Raw genomic sequence first — 19,837 nt, 5'->3', positions numbered from 1 at the left:
TAAGTTCCGCAGCGTTATGAGTCTTTCTGCAAGATCCGACGAACTTTCTTCCAATAATGATCATTCAATGTGAGTTGCCCGGTATGGTGGAGTTCGATCAGCGTGGTGGCATCCTGCTCGCTGGGATCGCTGAAGAACTTTCCTACGGTGATGCCGTGGCCGGGCACATGTTCAACGGTGATGGTGTCCCCCGCCTGCACGGCGCCGGGTTCCAGAACCCGGAGATAGGTTCCCACCCGGCCGGCCGCGGTGAAGCGCTTGACCCACTGCGGCTCGTCCATCCGCTCCCCGAAGGTGGCGCACGGGACGCGCGGCGAGGTGACCTCCAGCAGGGCCGCGCCGATGCGCCAGCGCGTGCCGATCACGGCACCTGTGGTTTCGATGCCCTGAGTGCGCAGGTTCTCGCCAAAAAGACCCGGCGGAATGGGCCTCCCCAACTCTGCACTCCAATACTCAGCATCCTCCTGTGAGTAGGCATAGACAGCCTTGTCAGGGCCACCGTGGTGCTCGGAGTCGGCCCTCACATCGCCAAACACACCAAACGTCCGCAGCTTGACGGGCCCGTGGACCGCGCGCTTGTCGATGGCCGTGACACCTGAGCCCGCTGCGGTGGTGATGAGCTGGTGGACGCGGCAGATGGCCAGGAGTGAGCCTGCCGGCGGAGCGAGGTTGGTCATGCACCCACCCTAGAACACGGGGCGCCCCTGCGCACCGTTCTGCGGCGAACCCATGCTGGGTCCGCCGCAGAACAGTGCGAGCCGGCGCGGTAAATCCTAGGCGTCCACCAAGTCCCCAACAGGATCCTGCTCCGAGGCCCAGCGGGGCAGGAAGGTGGCCGCAACGGAGGCCAGGACCATGCCGGCCGCCATCCACCACATGGTGAACGTGAAGCCGTCGATGAACACGGCCGACTGGCTCGTGGCGGTGCTGGTTTCCAATGAGTTGAAGAAGATGGTGCCAATGATGGCTACACCCAGTGCGCCGGCGAGCTGGCTGGTGGTGTTGAACAGACCCGAGGCGCTGCCGGCAAACCTGGTGGGAACCTCGGAGAGCACAAAGATGCCCACGGGAGCCACCACCATACCGAAGCCCGCACCACTGAGGGCAAGTCCGGCCAGCAGGTGCCACGGCGTCACGGCTCCGCCCACAGCGTGAACCGTGACGATCAGGACAACGAAGCCCACGGCGATAACCAGAGGCCCCAGCTGCAGCACCACGCGGCCAATCTTGCGGGCCAAGATCGCCGCGGAGATGCCGGCCAGGACGGGCACCATGATGGAGAACGGAATCATAGTCAGGCCGGCCTTCAGGATGGGGTAGTCCAGGCCCAGCTGCAGGAACAAGGTTTGGATCAGGAAGAAGCCGTTCATGGGGATGAAGAACAGGAACATCATGGCAATACCGGCCGCGAACGGGCGGCTCTTGAACAGGGAAACGGCCACCAGGGGCTCGCCGCCGTTCTTTTCCTCGCGGCGCTGCAGCAGAACGAAGCCCACCAGCACCAGCAGGCCAAAGCCCATCATGAGGAACGTCCAGAGCGGCCAGTTTTCCTCCCGGCCCATGGTGAGCGGGTAGAGGATGGCCAGCATGCCCACGGCAAGAATTACGACGCCGGACAGGTCCAGCTTGTGCCGCACGGGCGCCACGGACTCGGGCACGTACTTGACGGCGCAGATGACGGCGAAAATGCCCACGGGGATGTTCACGAAGAAGATGGTGCGCCAGCCCCAGCCAAAGATGTCCGCGTCGGTCAAGATGGCGCCCAGGATGGGGCCGGAGACGGCGGCGACACCGGCAAGGGCCGAGAATCCTGCCATGGCACCGGCACGCTCCGACGGCTTGTACATGACCTGCAGGCTGGACAGTACCTGCGGGATCATGGCCGCGGAGGCAAAGCCCTGCAGGGCGCGGGAGGCGATGAGCATTTCCGGGTTCATGGCCATGCCACACAACACGGAGGCCACCGTGAAGATCACCAGGCCGACGATGAAGGTTTTCTTACGCCCGTAGATGTCGCCAACCCGGGAGCCGGTAATGAGGCCAATGGCCAGGGCCAGCGTGTACGAGGCCACCATCCACTGCAGCTGGGCGCTGTTGGCACCGAGCGCCCGCTCAATATCCGGCAGGGCAACGTTGACAATCGTGGCGTCCAAAAGCTCCATGAAGGAGGCCATGAACAAGGAGATCAAGGCTATGGAGCGTGCCCGCCCGATGGGTGGTGCTGTGGTTTTCATGCTGTTCCTCTTTAGTGAAGTGGTGCAACGTTGTGGGACCGGGCTGCGGGACGGCATGGTTAATGTGGTTCGTTGGCCTTGGACAGTTCGGCCAGGGATTCCTGGCTCCAGGTCATGGCGCCGGAGTCCAGCTCGGCCAGGACATCGTCCAGGAACGCCAGTTCCGTGGCGCGCGTGCGGACTACGAGTTCGGCGTCGAGCAGAACCACGCGGGGCAGGAATCCCGCAACTCCGGAAAGTTCATCTTCCAGCTCTTGTAATTCAGCGGCCAGGGCCGCCCGGCGGGTGCGCAGCAGCCCAGCGAGTTCGCCCGGTTCAAGCACGGGCACGTGGGCCAGGGCGGCATGGAATTCCGGGAAGCCGTGCCTGGGGACGGAGAGCATCTGGGTGAGCCAGCTGTGGGCGGCGGCGCGTCCGGCGTCGGAAATTTCATACACGGAGCGCTCCGGCCGCGCCCCGTCCCGCTCCACCTCGGCAACGCGAATCAGGCCGTCGCGGGTGAGCCGCTCGATGGTGCTGTACAGGCTGGCGCGTTGGCTAACATTCACTACCCTGTCCTTGCCGCGCAGGGTGATGAGCTGCTGCATGCGGTAGGGGTGCATGGGCGCTTCCAGCAGCAGGGCCAGCACGGCAAGCGCCAGGGGCGAACGTTTTGTCATAGTCATAATCTTACTAATTGCTTTATGACTACATAAGGCCGCGGCGGCACTAAATCATTGTGCACTCCATCACACCCAGACTCTAGGGTGCGAACCTGTACCCCATACCCGCCTCCGTCAAAAGATGAAGGGGGGCCGCGGGGTCGTTCTCCAGCTTGCGCCGCAGCTGCGCCATGTAGACACGCAGATAGTGGGTTTCCTTGGCGTACGCAGGGCCCCACACCTCCGTGAGGATCTGCTGCTGGCTGACCAGGCGGCCCGGGTTGCGCACCAAAAGCTCCAGCACACTCCACTCCGTGGGCGTCATCCGCACGGCCGCACCCTGCCGGAACACCTGCTTGTTGGCCAGGTCAACAGTGAATTCGGCCGTCTCCACCCGGGGTTCGGCAGTCTGGGCGCCGGAACGCCGCGTGGCCGCCCGCAGCCTGGCCAGCAGCTCATCCAGACCAAAGGGCTTGGTCACGTAGTCGTCGGCACCGGCGTCGAGGGCCTCAACTTTGTCGTGGGAACCGTGCCTGGCGGACAGCACAATGATGGGCACCTCGGTCCAGCCGCGCAGCCCCGCGATCACGTCCAGGCCGTCCATGTCCGGCAGCCCCAGGTCAAGGACCACGACGTCGATCGCCTGGGTTTGGGCGGCAGCCAGCGCCGCGGTCCCGTTCGGGGCCGCTATCACCGTGTAGCCGTGGGCGTGCAGGTTGATTTGCAGGGCGCGCAAAATCTGGGGTTCGTCGTCAACTACCAAAACTGTTGTCAAAAGTCAGTCCTCAAAGTGTTCTCATGATCCCGGTGGAAAGCGGCATTCTGATGATCATGGTCAATCCACCTCCGGGGGTTTGTGTCGCCTCCAGCACCCCGCCCATAATTTCGGTAAAGCCCTTGGCAACGGCCAGGCCCAGGCCCACACCCGTGCCGCCCTGCGGGCCGTAGGAGACGTCGTCGAGCCGTTGGAAGGGCTTGAACATGGCCATGACCTCGGCCGCGGGCACTCCCTTGCCATGGTCCACCACGCGTAATTCGCTGGCGGGGTGGCCGTTGATGGTGGCGCTGCCGCTGCCGCCAATGGAGCCCACCACCAGGATTTCCGAGTCGGGGGCGTACTTCACGGCGTTCTCCACAATGTTGGCAATGACCCGCTCCAGCAGGCCGGGATCGGCGTCGATGGCGGGCATGTTGGGTGGCAGTTCCCGGCGCACCCGGTCCGAGGGGACACCATGCAGGGCGGCCGGCAACACTTCCTGCCACGTCACCGGGCCCACCACGGGGCTGACCATTTGGGCGCTCAGGCGGGACATATCCAACAGGTTTCCCACCAGGGCATCCATCCTGTCCGAATAGTGCTCAATGGTGCCCAGCAGCTCGGCTTCATCCTCGGGGCTGAACGTCACCTCCGTTTGGCGCAGGCTGCTGACGGCCAGCTTAATCCCGGCCAGGGGTGTGCGCAGATCATGGGACACCGCCCGCAAAACGGATGTCCTGATGTTGTTGTCCTGGCTCAGCTGCAGGTTCTGGCGCTGTGTGACGCTGAGCGCCTCGCGTTGCTCCAGGGCCAGCAGGTGCGCACCAAAGGCGCTCAGTAGGCGCCTGTCACTGGCCGGCAAAATACGGCCGGAAAGACCCAACATCCAGTGCTCGGACACTTCCTCAACCGTGTCAGCTTGCTCGGGGACTAACGGCGGCTCATCCCCCACGGATGCCTCCATGCGCCAGCCGCTACCGTCCTGGCCGCCGGGATGGGAGGACTGGCCGGGCTGGGTGCAGCGAAAAAGGGTCACGGCGCGCATCGCGAAATGATCCCTGAGCTGTTCCAACAGCACCTGCACGGTGTCCTGGGAGGCGAGGATACCGCGGGCCAGTTCGCTCAGAGTGGCGGCCTCGGCCCCGGCCCTGATGGCTTCCCGCGAGCGCCTGGCGGATTGGTCCACGGCCAGGGCAACGGCTACGGCAACCAACAGAAAGACTGCCAACGTGAGCAGGTTTTCCGGGTCGCTGATGTTCAGGGTCCCCACCGGAGGCGCGGAGAAGTAGTTCAGCAGCAGGCTCCCCCACACGGCTGCCAACACCGCCGGCCACAGTCCGCCCACCAGGGCAACGGCGATTGCCGCCGCCAGCTGGACCACCATGGTGGTCTGCAAACTCAAGGCGCCCGTGATCATCTCCACCAGGATGGGGAGCACCACGGCCAGGAAGAACCCCGCAATGACGCGTTTCTTGTTCAACTCGCCCCTGTTGCGCACCGGCCCGCCGGAGCCACTCAGGGGGTGCGGGACCATGTGGACGTCCATGTCGCCGGCGTCGCGCACCACCCGGGCCCCCACCCCGGCGCTCGTGAGGAAGCCCAGGCGTGGTTTGCGCCGCGAGGAACCGATGACGATCTGGGTGGCGCCCACATTTTTAGCAAAATCCAGCAGCGCCTGCGCGGGGTCCGAGCCGCCCACAAAGTGGTAGGTACCGCCCAGGTCCGTGACCAGTTGCCGCTGCCCTTCAAGGGCCGACGGCGCGTCCCCGGAAACGCCGTCGGACCGTGGCACGTGCACGGCGAGCAGTTCCCCGCCGCTGACCCGGCTAAGGATGCGGGCCGCACGGCGCAGCAGCACCTCACCCTCCGGCCCGCCGGGCAGACCCACCACAACGCGTTCGCGGGTGGGCCAGCTGGTGGCGATGCCGTGGCTTTCCCTGTAGGCGGCCACGCCTTCTTCCACCCGGTCGGCCAGCCACAGCAGCGCCAGCTCTCGCAGCGCCGTGAGGTTTCCCAGCCTGAAGTAGTTGGCCAGCGCGGCATCCACCTTGTCGGCGGCGTAAACGTTTCCGGTGCTGAGGCGCTGGCGCAGCAGTTCCGGCGGGATGTCCACGAGTTCTATTTGGTCCGCCCGGCGCACAACGTCATCCGGCACTGTCTCCTGCTGGCGGACGCCGGTGATGGTCTCCACCACGTCCCCCAGCGAGGCCAGGTGCTGGACGTTGACGGTGGAGTACACATCGATGCCGGCGGATAGCAGCTCCTCCACATCCTGCCAACGCTTGGCGTTGCCAGCCCCGGGAATGTTGGAGTGCGCGTATTCATCGACCAAGGCCAGGGCTGGACGCCGCGCCAACAGGGCAGCGACGTCCAGCTCTTCAAAATCGGTGCCACGGTAGTTGATGGCCCGGGCCGGCAGGACCTCGAGTCCGGCAAGTTGCGCGCGGGTTTGGGCCCGGCCGTGGTCCAGGACAATGCCTGCCACCACGTCAACACCTGCCGCGGCTTGGGCATGACCTTCCTCCAGCATGGAGTAGGTTTTGCCCACCCCGGGGGCTGCACCGAGGAAGATCCGCAATATGCCGCGCGTCATAGTTTATTCTCGCAGGCCCGTGGCGGTTTTCTGCACACCCGTCAGGGCGGCGTTCAAGGTGGTGGTGTTCACCGACGGCTGGCCCAAAAAGGCGTTGACGCCAGCACTGGTGTTCTGTGAAACCAGCTCCCGCACGGCTGCTTCGCTGAGCCCGTTGGCGGCCGCCACCCGCGGCACCTGCAGGGCCGCGTACGCGGGCGAAATGTCCGGGTCCAGCCCCGATCCGCTGGCCGTGACTGCGTCGATGGGCACATCGGCCGGCGCCGTCTTCTCCCGTGCGGACACCTCTGCCCGGTTGGTGGCAATCGCCTCCACCAGCGCGGCCTGGTTGGGCCCCAAGTTGGTGGCCGACGACGTCGCCGGGTCCCATCCCACCGCCGAGGGCCGCGGGAAGAAGTAGGCGGTGCCGGTGACCGGCTGGGCCAGCAGCGAGGAACCGGCTGCCTTGCCGCCCACTGTCAGAAGGGAGCCGTTGGCCTGGGCCGGGGCCACTACCTGGCCCAGGCCAAAGACCAGCGCCGGGTACGCCAGGCCCAACAAGAGGGTGGCGCACAGCAGGAACCGCAAAGCCGTGAAAAGTTGACGTCCGTAGGCGTTCATATTATTAACCAATCGTGGGGATGAGGGAGACCAGCAGGTCGATGAGCTTGATGCCGATGAACGGGGCGATGACGCCGCCCAGGCCAAAGATGAGCAGGTTCCGTGACAGCGCCCTAGCCGCAGAAACAGCACGGTACTTCACCCCGCGCAGCGCCAACGGCACCAACGCAACAATGACAAGGGCGTTGAAGATCACCGCGGAGAGAATGGCACTCTCGGGTGAGGACAGCCCCATGATGTTCAGCAGCCCCAGCCCCGGGAACGTTGCGGCAAACAGGGCCGGCACAATGGCAAAGTATTTGGCCACGTCATTCGCCACCGAAAAAGTGGTCAGCGAACCGCGTGTAATCAGCAATTGCTTGCCAATGCCCACAATGTCAATGAGCTTGGTGGGGTCCGAATCCAAATCCACCATGTTGGCCGCTTCCTTGGCCGCACTGGTGCCCGAATTCATGGCCACACCCACATCAGCGGCAGCCAGTGCGGGGGCATCATTGGTGCCGTCCCCCGTCATGGCCACCAACCGCCCCGCCGCCTGCTCAGCCTTGATGACAGCCAGTTTGTCCTCCGGGGTGGCCTCGGCAACAAAGTCATCCACCCCTGCCTCCGCGGCAATGGCGGCCGCGGTGACCTTGTTGTCGCCGGTGATCATGATGGTCTTAATGCCCATGGCCCGCAGCTCGGCGAACCGTTCCTTCATCCCGGGCTTGACCACATCCGCCAGATGAATCACGCCCAGAACGTGCGCGCGCTCGCCGTTGTACGTGGCAACCAGCAATGGCGTGCCACCGGTTCCGGAGATCCTCTGCACCGCATCTTCGAGTTCCGCCGGCAGGAATCCGCCGCGTTCCTTCACATAACGTTCGACGGCGGACGCCGCCCCCTTGCGCACCTCAAGTACGGTTTGGCTTGCGTTGGCAGCATGGCCCACCGGCAGGTTGAGCCCGCTCATGCGGGTCACGGCACTGAACTCGATCACGTCCACATCGAAGGTGAGCGTTGCTGTTGCGTCCGCCCCATCCCCCTGCTTGGCACCCTCGGCCAGGTCCACAATGGAGCGACCCTCGGGTGTTTCGTCTGCCAGCGAGGACAAGCGTGCCGTCTCGATGAGTACGTGCTGGTTCACGCCGTCGGCCGCTATGAAGGCAACTGCGCGACGGTTGCCGTAGGTGATGGTTCCTGTTTTATCGAGCAACAGGGTGGTGATGTCACCGGCGGTTTCCACGGCGCGGCCCGAGGTGGCCAGGACATTGCGCTGGATGAGTCTGTCCATGCCGGCGATGCCGATGGCCGGGACCAGGGCGCCGATGGTGGTGGGGATCAGGCAGACCAGCAGCGCCACCAGCACCACCGGGGTGGGAAGAGCGCTGGCGAAGTTCGCCATGGGGGCCAGCGTCATGACGCATACCAAGAACACGATGGTCAGCGAGGCCAGGAGCACGTTCAGCGCGATTTCATTGGGCGTCTTTTGGCGGGTGGCGCCCTCCACCAGGGAGATCATCCTGTCCAAGAAGGTCTTGCCACTGGCCGCCGTTATACGGATGACAATCCGGTCCGAGAGCACCATGGTGCCGCCCGTGACGGAGCTTCTGTCGCCGCCCGATTCGCGGATCACGGGTGCCGATTCTCCGGTGATGGCGGATTCATCCACGCTGGCCAGGCCCTCGATGACGTCGCCGTCGCTGGGGATCAGATCCCCGGCCTCGCAGATGACAATGTCACCCACCTCAAGATCGGTGCCAGCAACCAGTTCCTCCGCGTACTCAACCTGTCCGTCGCTGTCCCGGCCCGCGCCGGACGCACCGGCCGGCACCAGGGCGCGGGTCCGGCGTCGTGCCATGACTGAGGTACGCGCGGCACGGAGGCTGTCTGCCTGCGCCTTGCCGCGGCCCTCGGCGATGGCCTCGGACAGGTTGCCGAACAGCACCGTCAGCCAGAGCCACACCGTGACAATGAGGGAGAAGACTGCCGATTCGGAGCCAATGGCCAGCTGCTGGACACTCACCGCGGTGCAGACTATGGAGCCGATCAGCACTGTAAACATGACTGGGGAGTGGATCATTTGGCGGGGATCAAGCTTGCGGACGGCCAGGGGCAGCGCGGCAAGCAGTGTGTTTAGCTTCATTTCAGCAGTCCTTCAGCAGCCGGGCCCAAGGCGAGCGCGGGGAAGTAGGTAAGTGCGGTCAGGATCAAGGAGATGCCACCGAGCAGCACGGCGAAAAGCGGACCGTGCGTGGCCAGGGTTCCTGTGGTGGCGGGGATTTTGCGTTGCTTCGCCAGGGAGCCGGCGAGCGCCAGGACCAGGGCTATGGGCAGGAAGCGGCCAAAGAACATGGCCAGCGCCAACATGGTGGCGAGTCCGGGGCCGGAGCTGGTGATGCCGCCAAAGGCCGAGCCGTTGTTGTTGGCGGCAGAGGTGAAGGCGTACAGGATTTCGCTGAAGCCGTGCGGGCCCTCGGCGGGTGCCGCTGCTGCGAGCGCCGGTGTTGCTACGGTGATGGCCGTGCCCAGCAATACCAGTGTGGGCGTGACCAGGATGTACAGGGCCACCAGCTTCATCTGCGGTGCGCCAATCTTCTTGCCCAGGAACTCGGGGGTGCGTCCCACCATGAGGCCGCCAATGAACACGGCCACCACGGCGAGGATCAGCATGCCGTACAGGCCCGAGCCCACGCCGCCGGGAGCGATCTCGCCCAGCATCATGTTCAGCATGGCCAGTCCGCCAGCCAGGGGTGGCAGGGAATCGTGGGCCACGTTCACGGCCCCGGTTGAGGTCAGGGTGGTGGCTGTTGCGAACAGGGCGCTGGGTGCAACGCCCAGGCGCTGCTCGAATCCTTCGCCCACGCTGGTGCCGCCGCCGCTGAAGGCTGCTATTGCCCACGCCATCAAGGATGTGGACATGAGCCAGAACGCCACCATCACGGTCAGCACTGTGTAGCCCTGGCGTTTGTCGCCCACCATGCGCCCGTACATGGCCGGCAGAGAGAACGGGATGACCAGGATCAAGAACACCTGGAACAAGCTGCTGAATGCCGTGGGGTTTTCAAAGGGGTGGGCCGAGTTGGCGTTGAAGTAGCCGCCGCCGTTGGTGCCCAGGAGCTTGATGGCTTCCTGCGAGGCCACGGGGCCGCCGGGGATTGTTTGTTGTGCTCCCGTGACAAGGGTGTGGATGCTGGTGCCGCCCCAGTTCTGGATGACGCCTGTGACCATCAGGACCACCGCGCCAATCACTGCCAGCGGCAACAGGACGCGCAGGGCGCCGCGGGTCAGGTCTACCCAGAAGTTGCCAAGGTTGCTGGTTTGGGCTCTGGTGAGGCCGCGAATCAGGGCCACCACAACGGCCAGCCCCACAGCTGCGCTGAGGAAGTTCTGCACGGCCAGCAGCATCATCTGGACGCCAAAGCCCAGGGTGGTTTCCGGGACATATGTCTGCCAGTTGGTGTTGGTGACAAAGGAGACCGCCGTGTTCATGGCAACCCACGGGTCCACGGCCCCCAGGCCCTGGTTGAAGGGCAGGATTCCCTGCAGCAGCTGGGCCAGGAACAGCACCACGATGGAAACAATGCTGAACGCGAGCAACGAGCGCAGGTACACCTTCCAATGCTGGTCTGCTTGCGGGTCAATGCCGGAGAGCTTATAGAGGCCGCATTCCACAGCCACATGTCTGTGGCTGGTAAATGTGCTGGCCAAGTATTTGCCCAGGGGCTGGTGCAGGGCAGCCAGCACCACAATGAGTACGGCCAGCTGGGTGGCCAGCGAGAAGATATTAAGGTCCATGGTGTCCGGTCACCACTTCTCGGGGCGGATGAGGGCGGCCAGCAGATACACCAGCAAAGCCAGCCCCACCAGCCCCAAAACTAGCCACGTCACTAAATCCACAACAGTCCTACTTTCACAATGTGCGTTGATGTCTTTCTCAATCGCACACCCGTGGTGTGGGCTTGGAGCTGGTTTTTACGTGTTCTTTACGCTGTTCCGGGCAATCTTGACGGGTTCATGACAGCAGCCCGCCCCGCCCCGCCGCTGCGCCTGCGCCTGGTGAGCATAAAGATGACGCCGACGTTGAAATGCAAAATCGGAATCACCTGTAAGCTCACCAGGAGGTCTGGGTGACCTTGGCGCATTTGTTAGGCCGAGAAGCCGCCGTCGGCCTTAATCAGCTGGCCGTTGACCCAGCGTCCGCCGGGGGAAAGCAGGAACGCCACGGTGGGAGCAACATCGGCCGGGGTGCCCAGCCGCCCGCCCGGATGCATCGCCGCCAGTGCCGTGCGAGTGTCCTCATCCATCCAGCCGGTGTCCACGGGGCCCGGGTTGAGCACATTGGCGCTGATGCCCTGCCCGCCCAGCTCCCTGGCTGCGGCCATGACAATCCTATCCAGCGCCCCCTTGGATGCCCCGTACGGCAGGTTGAACGCCGTGTGGTCACTTGTCAGCGCAACAATGGCGCCGCCGCTGGGCATGGCCTGCCGGGCAAAGGCCGCAATCAGCTGCCAGTTGGCGCGGGTGTTGACGGCAAAGTGCCGCTCAAAACTTTCCAGCGGGGTGTCCAGGATCCCGGAGTCCACCGACTCGCAGTGCGAGAGCACCATGCCGGTCAGCGGGCCCGCTTCCTGCGCAATGTGCGCCATGAGACGGTCGACGGCGGACGGGTCGCCCAGGTCCGCCGGCAGCGCCCACACTGTGGCGCCCGCGGCCTCAAGTTCGGTGGTGAGGGTGCTGACGTCGTGGGGCTGTTCACCCCAGGGCATGCGCGCGTCATACTCCTGCCAATAGTTCAGGACCAGGTCCCAGCCGTCGGCGGCGAGGGTGCGGGCAATGGCGGCGCCAATCCCCACCGTGCGACCCACTCCCGTAATCAAGGCAATTTTCTTGTGCATGGCCCCAGCCTATGTGCGCCGGAGCCGCCGGCACGGCACGGGGGGACTGAACTTATGCGTAGAACCCGGGCTGGGTTCCGCGCATAGACACTCATGCGCAGAACCCGTCGGGAGTTCAACGCATAAGTTAACGATGTAGCTTGGAGGAGTCCCCATTGCTTAGCGAAAGGCCGTCATGACACCCTCATTGCCCACACCGAAGCCCGGCGGAACTTCAGGGGCCGGCTTTGTGCCAGGTCGGGTCACGCGCAGGGCGGCCGCGCCGGCAGGAACGCCCGGCGCCATCCCGGGCAAGCTGGTCCCGGGCGCCGGCAAGGCAGGCAAGAAGCAGGCCAAGGCGGCAGCCCCCGCCAAAGCTGCCACCAACACGGCCTCCATCAGTGCCACCATTCGGGAGGCCGCAGCCGCTGCCAAACGGCGAGTTCTGGCCATCACCAACGCCCATGTGGTCCCCATTGAAGGGGAACCGTTCACCGGGACGGTGCTCATTGAGGGCGGCAAGATCCTGGGCCTGGGCGCTTCCATTGCCGTCCCCGAGGGCGCCGACGTGCTAGATGCCAAGGACCAGTGGCTGCTGCCCGGATTCATCGACGCCCACGTTCACCTGGGCATGGATCCCGAGGGTGAGCTGGAATCCACCAACGACGTCAACGAGATGACGGATCCAGTCATGGCCGCCGCCCGCGCCATTGACGCCGTGGACCCCTTTGACCCCGGCTTTGACGACGCGTTGTCCGGCGGCATCACGACCGTCAACGTGAACCCCGGCTCCGGCAACCCGATCGGCGGGCTGGCGGTGGCCCTGCACACGCACGGCCGGTACATCGAGGAAATGGTGCTGCGCTCCCCCAGCGGTTTGAAATCGGCCCTGGGCGAGAATCCCAAGCGTGTTTATGGCGAAAAGAAGCAGACGCCCTCCACCCGCATGGGCACGGCGCTGGTGATCCGGGCGGCGTTCATGGCCGCACAAAACTGGCTGGCCCTGCCGGAGCCCCGCCCCCGCGATGCCCACATGGAGGCCCTGGCCATGGTGCTGGGCCGCGAGATCCCTTGGCGCCAGCACTGCCACCGCGCCGATGACATCGCCACAGCCATCCGCCTGGCCGACGAGTTCGGCTATGACCTGGTCATTGACCACGGCACAGAGGCCCACGTGCTGGGTGACGTTCTGGCCGCCCGGGGCACCCCTGTACTGATCGGACCGCTGTTCACCAGCAAGTCCAAGCCAGAATTGCGTGGCCGCTCCCTTGCCAACCCGGGCAAACTGGCGGCGGCCGGCGTCGAAATTTCCATCATCACCGACCATCCCGTGGTGCCCATCAACTTCCTGGTCCACCAGGCCGCCTTGGCCGTTAAGGAAGGTCTGGACCGGAAAACCGCCCTGCGCGCCATCACCCTCAACCCGGCCAGGGTGCTGGGCCTGGCGGACCGGATCGGTTCACTGAAAGTGGGCAAGGACGCCGATGTGGTGTTGTGGAGCGGCGATCCTCTCGATGTGATGTCGCGGGCGATGGGCGTATTCATCGGCGGCAAGCAGGTTTACACGTACGACGCCGGCACCCGGGTTGGTGCCGCGGCTCCCCGCACGTAGCACCCACAGACAACTGGCCCGCAGAAAACGGCGAAAATATGCGTCTTTGACGCAATTTTCGCCGTTTTCTGCGGGCCAGTTGGTTTTGGGCCAGTACTTACTGGGCCGGAAGCTGCAGCACTGCTCCGGTGAAGATGAGGTCCTGGTGTATCACTGTGTCCGCATTTGCTTGGAACAGCGTCTCCCAGCCACCCTGGATGCCCAGCTTGTCGGCAATGGTGCTCAGGGTGTCGCCGGACTGGATGGTGTAGCTCTCGCCGCTGAGCGCAATCTGAGCAGCGATGGGCGCCTCGGCAACGGGTGCCAGCTCTGCCGGCGCCTGCTCCACGGGTGCTTGCTCAACTGGAGCCTGCTCCACGGGCACTACCTCAGCTGCCTGTGCCGCCATCGGGGCAGGGGCAGCAGGCACAGCAGCAGGTGAATAGGCTTGCCCACCGCCGCCGCTCAAACCAAGCTGGGCGGCACAGGCAGGCCATGCTCCCCAACCTTGACCGGCCTGGACGCGTTCCGCCACGGCAATCTGCGCCTCACGCGAGGCATTTTCCGGCGAACCGGTTCCGCCGAACGCCGCCCAGGTGCTGGGCGTGAACTGCAGGCCGCCGGAGAATCCGTTGCCCGTGTTGATGGCCCAGTCGCCACCGCTTTCACACTGGGCGAGCGCGTCCCAGGTGCCGCCGTCGGCCGCATTGGCCCCGGTTCCGGCAACGGCTAGACCGCCCCCGGCAAGGGCGCCAATGGCCAAGATGCGGCCGATGTTGCGTGTAATTGTGGAGTTTTTCATCGATGCATTCTCCCGAAGGCCACCTGCGCTCCATCCGTCCCCGGACATCCGTGCGCCACCGTCCAACCTGTAGATATGGAGGTTGTTTCCGTGGCCTTCCGCATGACGGTGTGCGGTGTTGGAAGGCCCGGGCAATCGTGGGGGCAAAAAGTGCCGCCCGCCCAGTAGGGCATGACTAACCATACGTCGATACCAAATCGATACACAAATCAGTAAATTGTAATTAATTCGTCACCGTTTCTCTCAGTTTGATGGTGTATTTAGCGATGAGCCCACAATTTGCCCTGTACAGCACCTCACGCCGACCCGCCATGTACTCACAACACATGCGGTCACACTGGTTCAGGTGCGTTATGGTTCACGCGTGATGAATTACGTCCCGGCAGCCGGCAGCCCCACCGTCAGCGATACCTCCCACATGCGCGCCATCAATGCGCGGGCGATCTTCCAAGTCCTGCGCCGTGACGACTGGGAGCCAACGCTGACAGAGCTCAAGGAGGCCACCGGACTCTCCCGGCCAACTCTGGAGGCCGGGCTGGCCGAGCTGGCTGCCAAGGGCTGGATTGCCGAGCTGAGCCCCGTGGAGAAGCCGCTTCATTCCGGCCGGCCAGCCAGGCGGTTCCGTTTTCTGGCCGAGTCCGGTTGCGTGGCGGGCGTTGATGTTGGCCCTAATAAGGTGGACCTCCAGTTGGCTGATCTTCGCGGGGACCTGCTGGTGACCAGCCGGGTCCACCCGCCGGCCGGCACCCCACTGACACCCCTTATGGTGAACGGCATGGTCACCGAACTGCTGGAGCGGCCGGAGCTGGCCGGGCGAACCCTGCACACCGTGACGGTCGGCGTGCCGGGCGTGGTCAACAACGCCGGCGAAATGACACATTCCTTCGTCATGCCCCACTGGGCCAACGGGTTGGTGCGTGACGAGCTGTCCGCCTTGATGGGTGCCGCCGTGCGCCTGGAAAACGATGCGAATTTGGCCACGCAAACAGAATTCACCCAGGGCTCCGGCCAAGGCAGTGACAGCATGGTTTACCTGATGCTGGGCACCCGCATCAGCTCCGGAAGCATCCTCAATGGGCGACTCCACCGTGGTGCCCACGGCGCTGCCGGGGAAGTGGGTTCCCTGCCAAGTCACCTCTGGCCGGATGTCCGCTTGGACTTGTTGAATGACCTTCGCCAGCTTCACCCCACTGACGGCAGCGACGCCGGGCGCAGCGACGCGGACTTGATGCAGGAAGTGTTCACTCTGGCCACTGCCGGTGACGCGATGGCGGGCGTGCGGGTCCAAAAATTTGTTGAGGGCATCGCCGATGCCCTCGTGGTGTTGCTCCTGGCGCTAGACCCGGAATTGGTGGTGGTGGGCGGTGGCACGACCCGCGCGGGCAACGCCCTCCTTGAACCCCTGCAAAAGGCGCTTGATGAGCGCACCTTGGTTCCCGTCCCGGTGAAGCTGGCCACCCATGCCGACGGCGCCGTGGTCCAAGGTGCGTTGCTGACAGCCCTGGCGGATCTTAGGGCGAACGTCTTCGGCGGCTAACGCCCGTTCGGAGCCTGCCACCTGGCGGGCACAAAGGTCCGGAAATTAAAGTGTGAGTAATATTACAATGCCTTTGCAAAATGTAGTTATGCTATGCATAACACCGCATTGCCCTCGTCATGCCAGGCACAGGAAAAGTTGTTCATTTGCCAGGCATCCGCCCCAGCAAAGGACACTTGTGCATGAAAACCTCACGAAAAAGTTGGCGCCAGCTAGTTAGCCTCGGAGCCGCCACAGCCGCCGTGGCCGTGGCCGCCTCACTACTGAGCCCCACCTCCCCCGCCGGCGCCGTGCCCGCGGCCCCCATGGCGGCCCAGATCGGCGCCGGCGCTGAGTCTGCTGCAACGGTCTTGGACAGGCTGGTAGGTGCCGACGCCAGCAAATTTGATCTGAAGATCATCGCCAAAAATGGCGGGCAGGACACGTACAAGGTCACGGCCGCTGCCGGCCGGGTGAGCATTGAAGGCTCCTCCCCCGCCACTATCCTGGCCGGATTCAATGCCTATGTTGGTCAAGTCCTGCATCAGTCAACCTCGTGGAACAGCAGTTCCCTGAAGCTGCCGGCAACGCTCCCCGGCACCGCACTGATCCAGAAAACAGCCAACGTTCAGCACCGCTTTGTTAACAACGACGTCGAAGACGGCTACACGGGCGCCTACCGTTCACTGCAGCAGTGGAAGGACATGATTGACACCTTTGCCCTCCACGGCCTAAACGAGGTCTTCATGCCGGTGGGCACCGAGGCCATCTACCTGGATGTCCTGAAACAGTTTGGCTACAGCGAGGCCGAGATCCTAGCCTGGATCCCCCAGGCCGCCCACCAGCCGTGGTGGCTGCTGCAGAACATGTCAGCAGATCCCCACCCGATCACGCTGAACACCGTCAACCAGCGCGCGGCCCTGGGCAAGGACATTGCCAACTACATCCGGTCCCTGGGCATGGTGCCCGTTCTGCCGGGCTACTTCGGCACGGTTCCGGCCGGCTTCAAGGCCAAGAACCCAACGGCCTCAGTGGTCCCGCAAGGCAACTGGGTGGGCGGCTACCAACGCCCCGACTGGCTGGACCCCAACAATGTTGTGTTCCCACAGATCGCCAAGGCTTTCTACGACGCCTCCACCACCCGCCTGGGCGCTTCCTCCATGTACAAGATGGACCTGCTCCATGAAGGTGGCACCCCGGGCAGTGTCAACGTTTCCACGGCCACGGTGGCCGTGGAAACGGCCCTGCAGACCTCCCACAAGGATGCCATCTGGGTTCTCCTCGGCTGGCAAAACAACCCGCCGCAGGCAGTTGCAGCGGCTGCGAACCCGGCCACCACCTTCATCGTGGACGGCATCTCGGACCGGTACAACGGCCAAAACCGCGACGCCACGTGGAAGGGCATCCCCTACGCCTTTGGCACCATCTGGAACTTTGGCGGGCACACCACCATGGGCTCGCAGATCTCGGTCCAGAACACGCGCTATTTTGAATGGCTGAACAAGCCCGGCAGTGCCATGAAGGGCCTGGCCATCATGCCCGAGGGCGGCGACAACAACCCGGCGGCCTTTGACTTCTTTGCCGGCCTGGCCTGGCGCAGCGCCCCCACGGACCTCACCGCGTGGTTCAGCGACTTCGCCCAGCGCCGCTACGGCGTGGCCGATGCCAATGCCGCCGCTGCCTGGGATGTTTTGCGCCAGAGCGCCTACGACCTTCCCGCCAACGATGGCTGGAGCGAGGCTGCCGATGGCCTGTTTGGTGCCGCACCGTCCCTGACGGTGAATACCGCGGCTGCGTGGTCCCCCGGCTCACAGCGCTACGACATGGCCGTGTTCGCCACGGCACTGCCCAAGCTCCTGGCCGCCAGCCCGGCCGTCAAGGCCACCGACACCTACAAGTACGACCTCATGGATGTTTCCCGCCAGGTGCTCTCCAACCTCTCCCGGACCATGCTGCCCAAGATCAAGAAGGCGTACGACGCCGGTGAAGTCACGGACTTCGACGAACTCACCACCTTGTGGCTGGATTCCATGGATCTCATGGACACGATTGCCGGCACCAACTCCCAGCAGCTGCTGGGCAGCTGGCTCAAGCAGGCACGCGACTTCACAACCGTTGCCGCGGACAAGGCCGGGATGGAGGCCGACCAGCGCTCCATCGTCAGCCTCTGGTCCCCCGGCATGTCCGACCTCAACGACTACGCCAACCGTGAATGGAACGGCCTGGTGGGTGGCTATTACAAGGCCCGCTGGAGCGCCTACTTCACCTCCCTGGAGCAGAAGATGAGCGGCAGCGGAGCCGGCACCGCCCCGAACTTCGGTGCCATGGGCGCGGCGTTCGTCAACGGCACGGGCCCCTACGAGCCAGCCGGCGGCTACGCCACCACAGCGGCAGGGGACATCAACGCCCTGGCGGCTGACGCCGTCGTGCGCTACAACGAGGTCAACGACTTCATCCCAGCCCAGCCCGTGTTGCCGGCGCCCCCGGGCAATGGCAAGACCCAACTGTCCGAGCTGCCGTTCGTTTCCAACGAGTCGGACTCGTCGCTGGGGCCGATTGGGCGCAACACGGCCATTGGCGACAACGGCACCAAGGTGCGCAATAAGATCACCCTGGGCGGCACTGTGTATGAGAAGGGCTTGGGCGTGAACTCGCCCTCCACCATCGTGTTCAACCTGGGCGGGAAGTGCACCAACTTCTCCGCCACGGCTGGCATCGACGTCACCATGGACGCCGCCGGAAAGGCACCCAACGTGATCTTCAATGTGCTCGGAGACGGCACCAACATCTACACCTCGGGCGCCTTCACGGCCTCCACTGGAGCTACACAGCAGGCACCCTTGAAGATCTCCGTGGATGTCACGGGCGTTCAGCTGCTGACGCTCAACGTGGACCCGAACGGCGTGAACTGGTTTGACCGTGCCAACTGGGCCGATGCGCAGGTGACCTGCGGCGGGGACGAGCCCGCCCCGGCGGCACCCGGAAACGGCGTGACCCAGTTGTCGCACCTGCCGTTCCTGAGCGCTGACTTTGGCGCCGAACACGGCCTGGTTGCCCGCGACACCGAGATTGGCGACGCCGCAACCCGCGTGCGCCGTCCATTGACCCTGAACGGCGTCAGCTACGCAACAGGTTTGGGTGTGCAGGCTCCCACCACACTGGAGTTCAACGTGGGCGGCCGCTGCAGCGTCTTCCAGGCTCTGGCCGGCATTGACGGCACCATGGACCAGGCGGGCAAGACCCCGTCCGTGACCTTCCTGGTACTGGGCGACGGCGTTGAGCTGTACAACAGCGGCGTGGTCACCGGCGGCGAGCCTAAGTCCATCAACGTCCCCATCAAGGGAGTCGAGAAGCTGACACTGAAGGTCACCGAGGGCACAGTTAACTGGTTTGACCGCGCCGACTGGGCCAACGCCCGCGTCACCTGTGCCGACCCTGAGGCGGCCCCTGTCACCACGGCGAGCATCGCCGCGGCTGCCGCCTCCGGCTGGCACATGGTTGCCCCCATCCTGACCCTTACAACAGAGGTCGCGGGCGAGGCGCCCGCCAATGCCGCCCGGGCCGGGGCCGGCCGGACCGAGTACCGCTTCGGCGACGGGGCCTGGTCCCCGTACGCCGCACCGGTGGTACTCCCCGAGGGCATCACCACCGTGCAGTACCGATCGGTTTCCGCCAGTGGCCTCGAAGAAGAACCCAAGACGCTGGGCCCGGTGAAGGTGGACACCATCCGCCCCACAGTTGCAGGCAGTGTTTCCCAGCGCACGGTCACGTTCACGGCTGCCGATGCAGGCTCCGGTGTGGCGTCCATTGAATCCAGCACCGACGGCGGCACCACCTGGCGCACGTACAGTGCGCCCTTTGCTGCGGGCGACGGCGCGCTGACGCTGACCTACCGGTCAAGAGACGTTGCCGGCAACATCTCGGCTTCGGTTCCGCCGCTCGTCATCGCCGCCATCCCCACGGCAACACCGACGGCAACGGCGTCCGCGTCCGCAACGGCGACGGCGACGGCGACGGCGTCCGTGTCGCCAAGCGCCACGGCGAGCGCGACGAAAACGGCAGACAGCGGCACACCCGGCGCAACGCCGTCGAACACCATCAGCCCGTCGGCAACGGACGGCACCACCCAGTTGTCCAACACCGGTGCCGCGTCAACGCCGCTGTTGCTCATGGGCATGGTGGTTCTGCTGCTGGGAACTGTGCTGACACTGGCCCGCCGCCGGGCACGCCACATCTAGCAGCAACAA

General features: G+C 64.6%; 14 protein-coding genes. 3 read left to right on the top strand and 11 right to left on the bottom strand.

What is annotated here, in order from left to right:
* Window positions 1-14 precede the first annotated feature (14 nt).
* The 10 genes from ACX80Q_RS00265 to ACX80Q_RS00220 all read right to left on the bottom strand — a co-directional run bounded on the left by ACX80Q_RS00265 (window position 15) and on the right by ACX80Q_RS00220 (window position 11,702).
* Window positions 15-677 carry an MOSC domain-containing protein gene (locus tag ACX80Q_RS00265; RefSeq protein WP_459328534.1) on the bottom strand — a complete coding sequence of 221 codons (663 nt, stop codon included), beginning with the start codon at window positions 675-677 and terminating at the stop codon, window positions 15-17.
* A 96-nt stretch (window positions 678-773) separates the two neighbouring features.
* The gene (locus ACX80Q_RS00260) at window positions 774-2,234 is read right to left on the bottom strand and encodes an MFS transporter (protein ID WP_459328533.1); all 1,461 of its coding nucleotides are present in this window, start codon (window positions 2,232-2,234) and stop codon (window positions 774-776) included.
* 59 nt (window positions 2,235-2,293) lie between these two features.
* Window positions 2,294-2,893, bottom strand: a complete 600-nt coding sequence (locus tag ACX80Q_RS00255) for a PadR family transcriptional regulator (RefSeq protein WP_459328532.1) — start codon at window positions 2,891-2,893, stop codon at window positions 2,294-2,296.
* Window positions 2,894-2,975: 82 nt separating this feature from the next.
* Window positions 2,976-3,650: a response regulator gene (locus tag ACX80Q_RS00250; RefSeq protein WP_459328531.1), complete on the bottom strand. Its 675-nt coding sequence runs from the start codon at window positions 3,648-3,650 to the stop codon at window positions 2,976-2,978.
* A gap of 10 nt (window positions 3,651-3,660) precedes the next feature.
* Window positions 3,661-6,225, bottom strand: coding sequence for a DUF4118 domain-containing protein (locus tag ACX80Q_RS00245; RefSeq protein ID WP_459328530.1), 2,565 nt, complete (start codon window positions 6,223-6,225; stop codon window positions 3,661-3,663).
* A gap of 3 nt (window positions 6,226-6,228) precedes the next feature.
* On the bottom strand, window positions 6,229-6,825 hold the full coding sequence (gene kdpC, locus ACX80Q_RS00240; protein WP_459328529.1) for a potassium-transporting ATPase subunit KdpC: 597 nt from the start codon (window positions 6,823-6,825) through the stop codon (window positions 6,229-6,231).
* 4 nt (window positions 6,826-6,829) lie between these two features.
* Window positions 6,830-8,950, bottom strand: a complete 2,121-nt coding sequence (kdpB, locus tag ACX80Q_RS00235) for a potassium-transporting ATPase subunit KdpB (RefSeq protein ID WP_459328528.1) — start codon at window positions 8,948-8,950, stop codon at window positions 6,830-6,832.
* On the bottom strand, window positions 8,947-10,602 hold the full coding sequence (gene kdpA, locus ACX80Q_RS00230; protein WP_459328527.1) for a potassium-transporting ATPase subunit KdpA: 1,656 nt from the start codon (window positions 10,600-10,602) through the stop codon (window positions 8,947-8,949). The genes kdpB and kdpA overlap by 4 nt, the downstream gene beginning before the upstream one ends.
* 9 nt (window positions 10,603-10,611) lie before the next feature.
* Complete coding sequence (kdpF, locus tag ACX80Q_RS00225) at window positions 10,612-10,704, bottom strand: K(+)-transporting ATPase subunit F (RefSeq protein ID WP_459328526.1); 93 nt, start codon at window positions 10,702-10,704, stop codon at window positions 10,612-10,614.
* A 248-nt stretch (window positions 10,705-10,952) separates the two neighbouring features.
* On the bottom strand, window positions 10,953-11,702 hold the full coding sequence (locus tag ACX80Q_RS00220; protein ID WP_459328525.1) for an SDR family oxidoreductase: 750 nt from the start codon (window positions 11,700-11,702) through the stop codon (window positions 10,953-10,955).
* A 175-nt stretch (window positions 11,703-11,877) separates the two neighbouring features.
* On the opposite strand from ACX80Q_RS00220, the gene ACX80Q_RS00215 reads away from it, so the two are divergent.
* Window positions 11,878-13,293: an amidohydrolase gene (locus ACX80Q_RS00215; RefSeq protein ID WP_459328524.1), complete on the top strand. Its 1,416-nt coding sequence runs from the start codon at window positions 11,878-11,880 to the stop codon at window positions 13,291-13,293.
* A gap of 97 nt (window positions 13,294-13,390) precedes the next feature.
* On the opposite strand, the gene ACX80Q_RS00210 is transcribed toward ACX80Q_RS00215, so the two are convergent.
* On the bottom strand, window positions 13,391-14,074 hold the full coding sequence (locus tag ACX80Q_RS00210; protein WP_459328523.1) for a transglycosylase family protein: 684 nt from the start codon (window positions 14,072-14,074) through the stop codon (window positions 13,391-13,393).
* 367 nt (window positions 14,075-14,441) lie between these two features.
* Here ACX80Q_RS00210 and ACX80Q_RS00205 point away from each other — a divergent pair, with 367 nt between their 5' ends.
* Both ACX80Q_RS00205 and ACX80Q_RS00200 read left to right on the top strand, forming a co-directional pair.
* Window positions 14,442-15,611, top strand: coding sequence for an ROK family protein (locus ACX80Q_RS00205; RefSeq protein WP_459328710.1), 1,170 nt, complete (start codon window positions 14,442-14,444; stop codon window positions 15,609-15,611).
* A 182-nt stretch (window positions 15,612-15,793) separates the two neighbouring features.
* Entirely contained in the window at window positions 15,794-19,828 is a 4,035-nt protein-coding gene (locus tag ACX80Q_RS00200) for an alpha-N-acetylglucosaminidase TIM-barrel domain-containing protein (protein WP_459328522.1), read from the top strand.
* Window positions 19,829-19,837 lie beyond the last annotated feature (9 nt).

The organism is Arthrobacter sp. HLT1-20, from assembly GCF_054510895.1.
This window is presented reverse-complemented; position numbering and strand designations above follow the sequence as displayed.

Bases quoted from the DNA above. Each gene is read 5' to 3' on its own strand.
- ACX80Q_RS00265 (WP_459328534.1), bottom strand. From the start codon at position 677: ATGACCAACCTCGCTCCGCCGGCAGGCTCACTCCTGGCCATCTGCCGC.
- ACX80Q_RS00260 (WP_459328533.1), bottom strand. From the start codon at position 2,234: ATGAAAACCACAGCACCACCCATCGGGCGGGCACGCTCCATAGCCTTG.
- ACX80Q_RS00255 (WP_459328532.1), bottom strand. From the start codon at position 2,893: ATGACAAAACGTTCGCCCCTGGCGCTTGCCGTGCTGGCCCTGCTGCTG.
- ACX80Q_RS00245 (WP_459328530.1), bottom strand. From the start codon at position 6,225: ATGACGCGCGGCATATTGCGGATCTTCCTCGGTGCAGCCCCCGGGGTG.
- kdpC (WP_459328529.1), bottom strand. From the start codon at position 6,825: ATGAACGCCTACGGACGTCAACTTTTCACGGCTTTGCGGTTCCTGCTG.
- kdpB (WP_459328528.1), bottom strand. From the start codon at position 8,950: ATGAAGCTAAACACACTGCTTGCCGCGCTGCCCCTGGCCGTCCGCAAG.
- kdpA (WP_459328527.1), bottom strand. From the start codon at position 10,602: ATGGACCTTAATATCTTCTCGCTGGCCACCCAGCTGGCCGTACTCATT.
- ACX80Q_RS00220 (WP_459328525.1), bottom strand. From the start codon at position 11,702: ATGCACAAGAAAATTGCCTTGATTACGGGAGTGGGTCGCACGGTGGGG.
- ACX80Q_RS00215 (WP_459328524.1), top strand. From the start codon at position 11,878: ATGACACCCTCATTGCCCACACCGAAGCCCGGCGGAACTTCAGGGGCC.
- ACX80Q_RS00210 (WP_459328523.1), bottom strand. From the start codon at position 14,074: ATGAAAAACTCCACAATTACACGCAACATCGGCCGCATCTTGGCCATT.
- ACX80Q_RS00205 (WP_459328710.1), top strand. From the start codon at position 14,442: ATGAATTACGTCCCGGCAGCCGGCAGCCCCACCGTCAGCGATACCTCC.
- ACX80Q_RS00200 (WP_459328522.1), top strand. From the start codon at position 15,794: ATGAAAACCTCACGAAAAAGTTGGCGCCAGCTAGTTAGCCTCGGAGCC.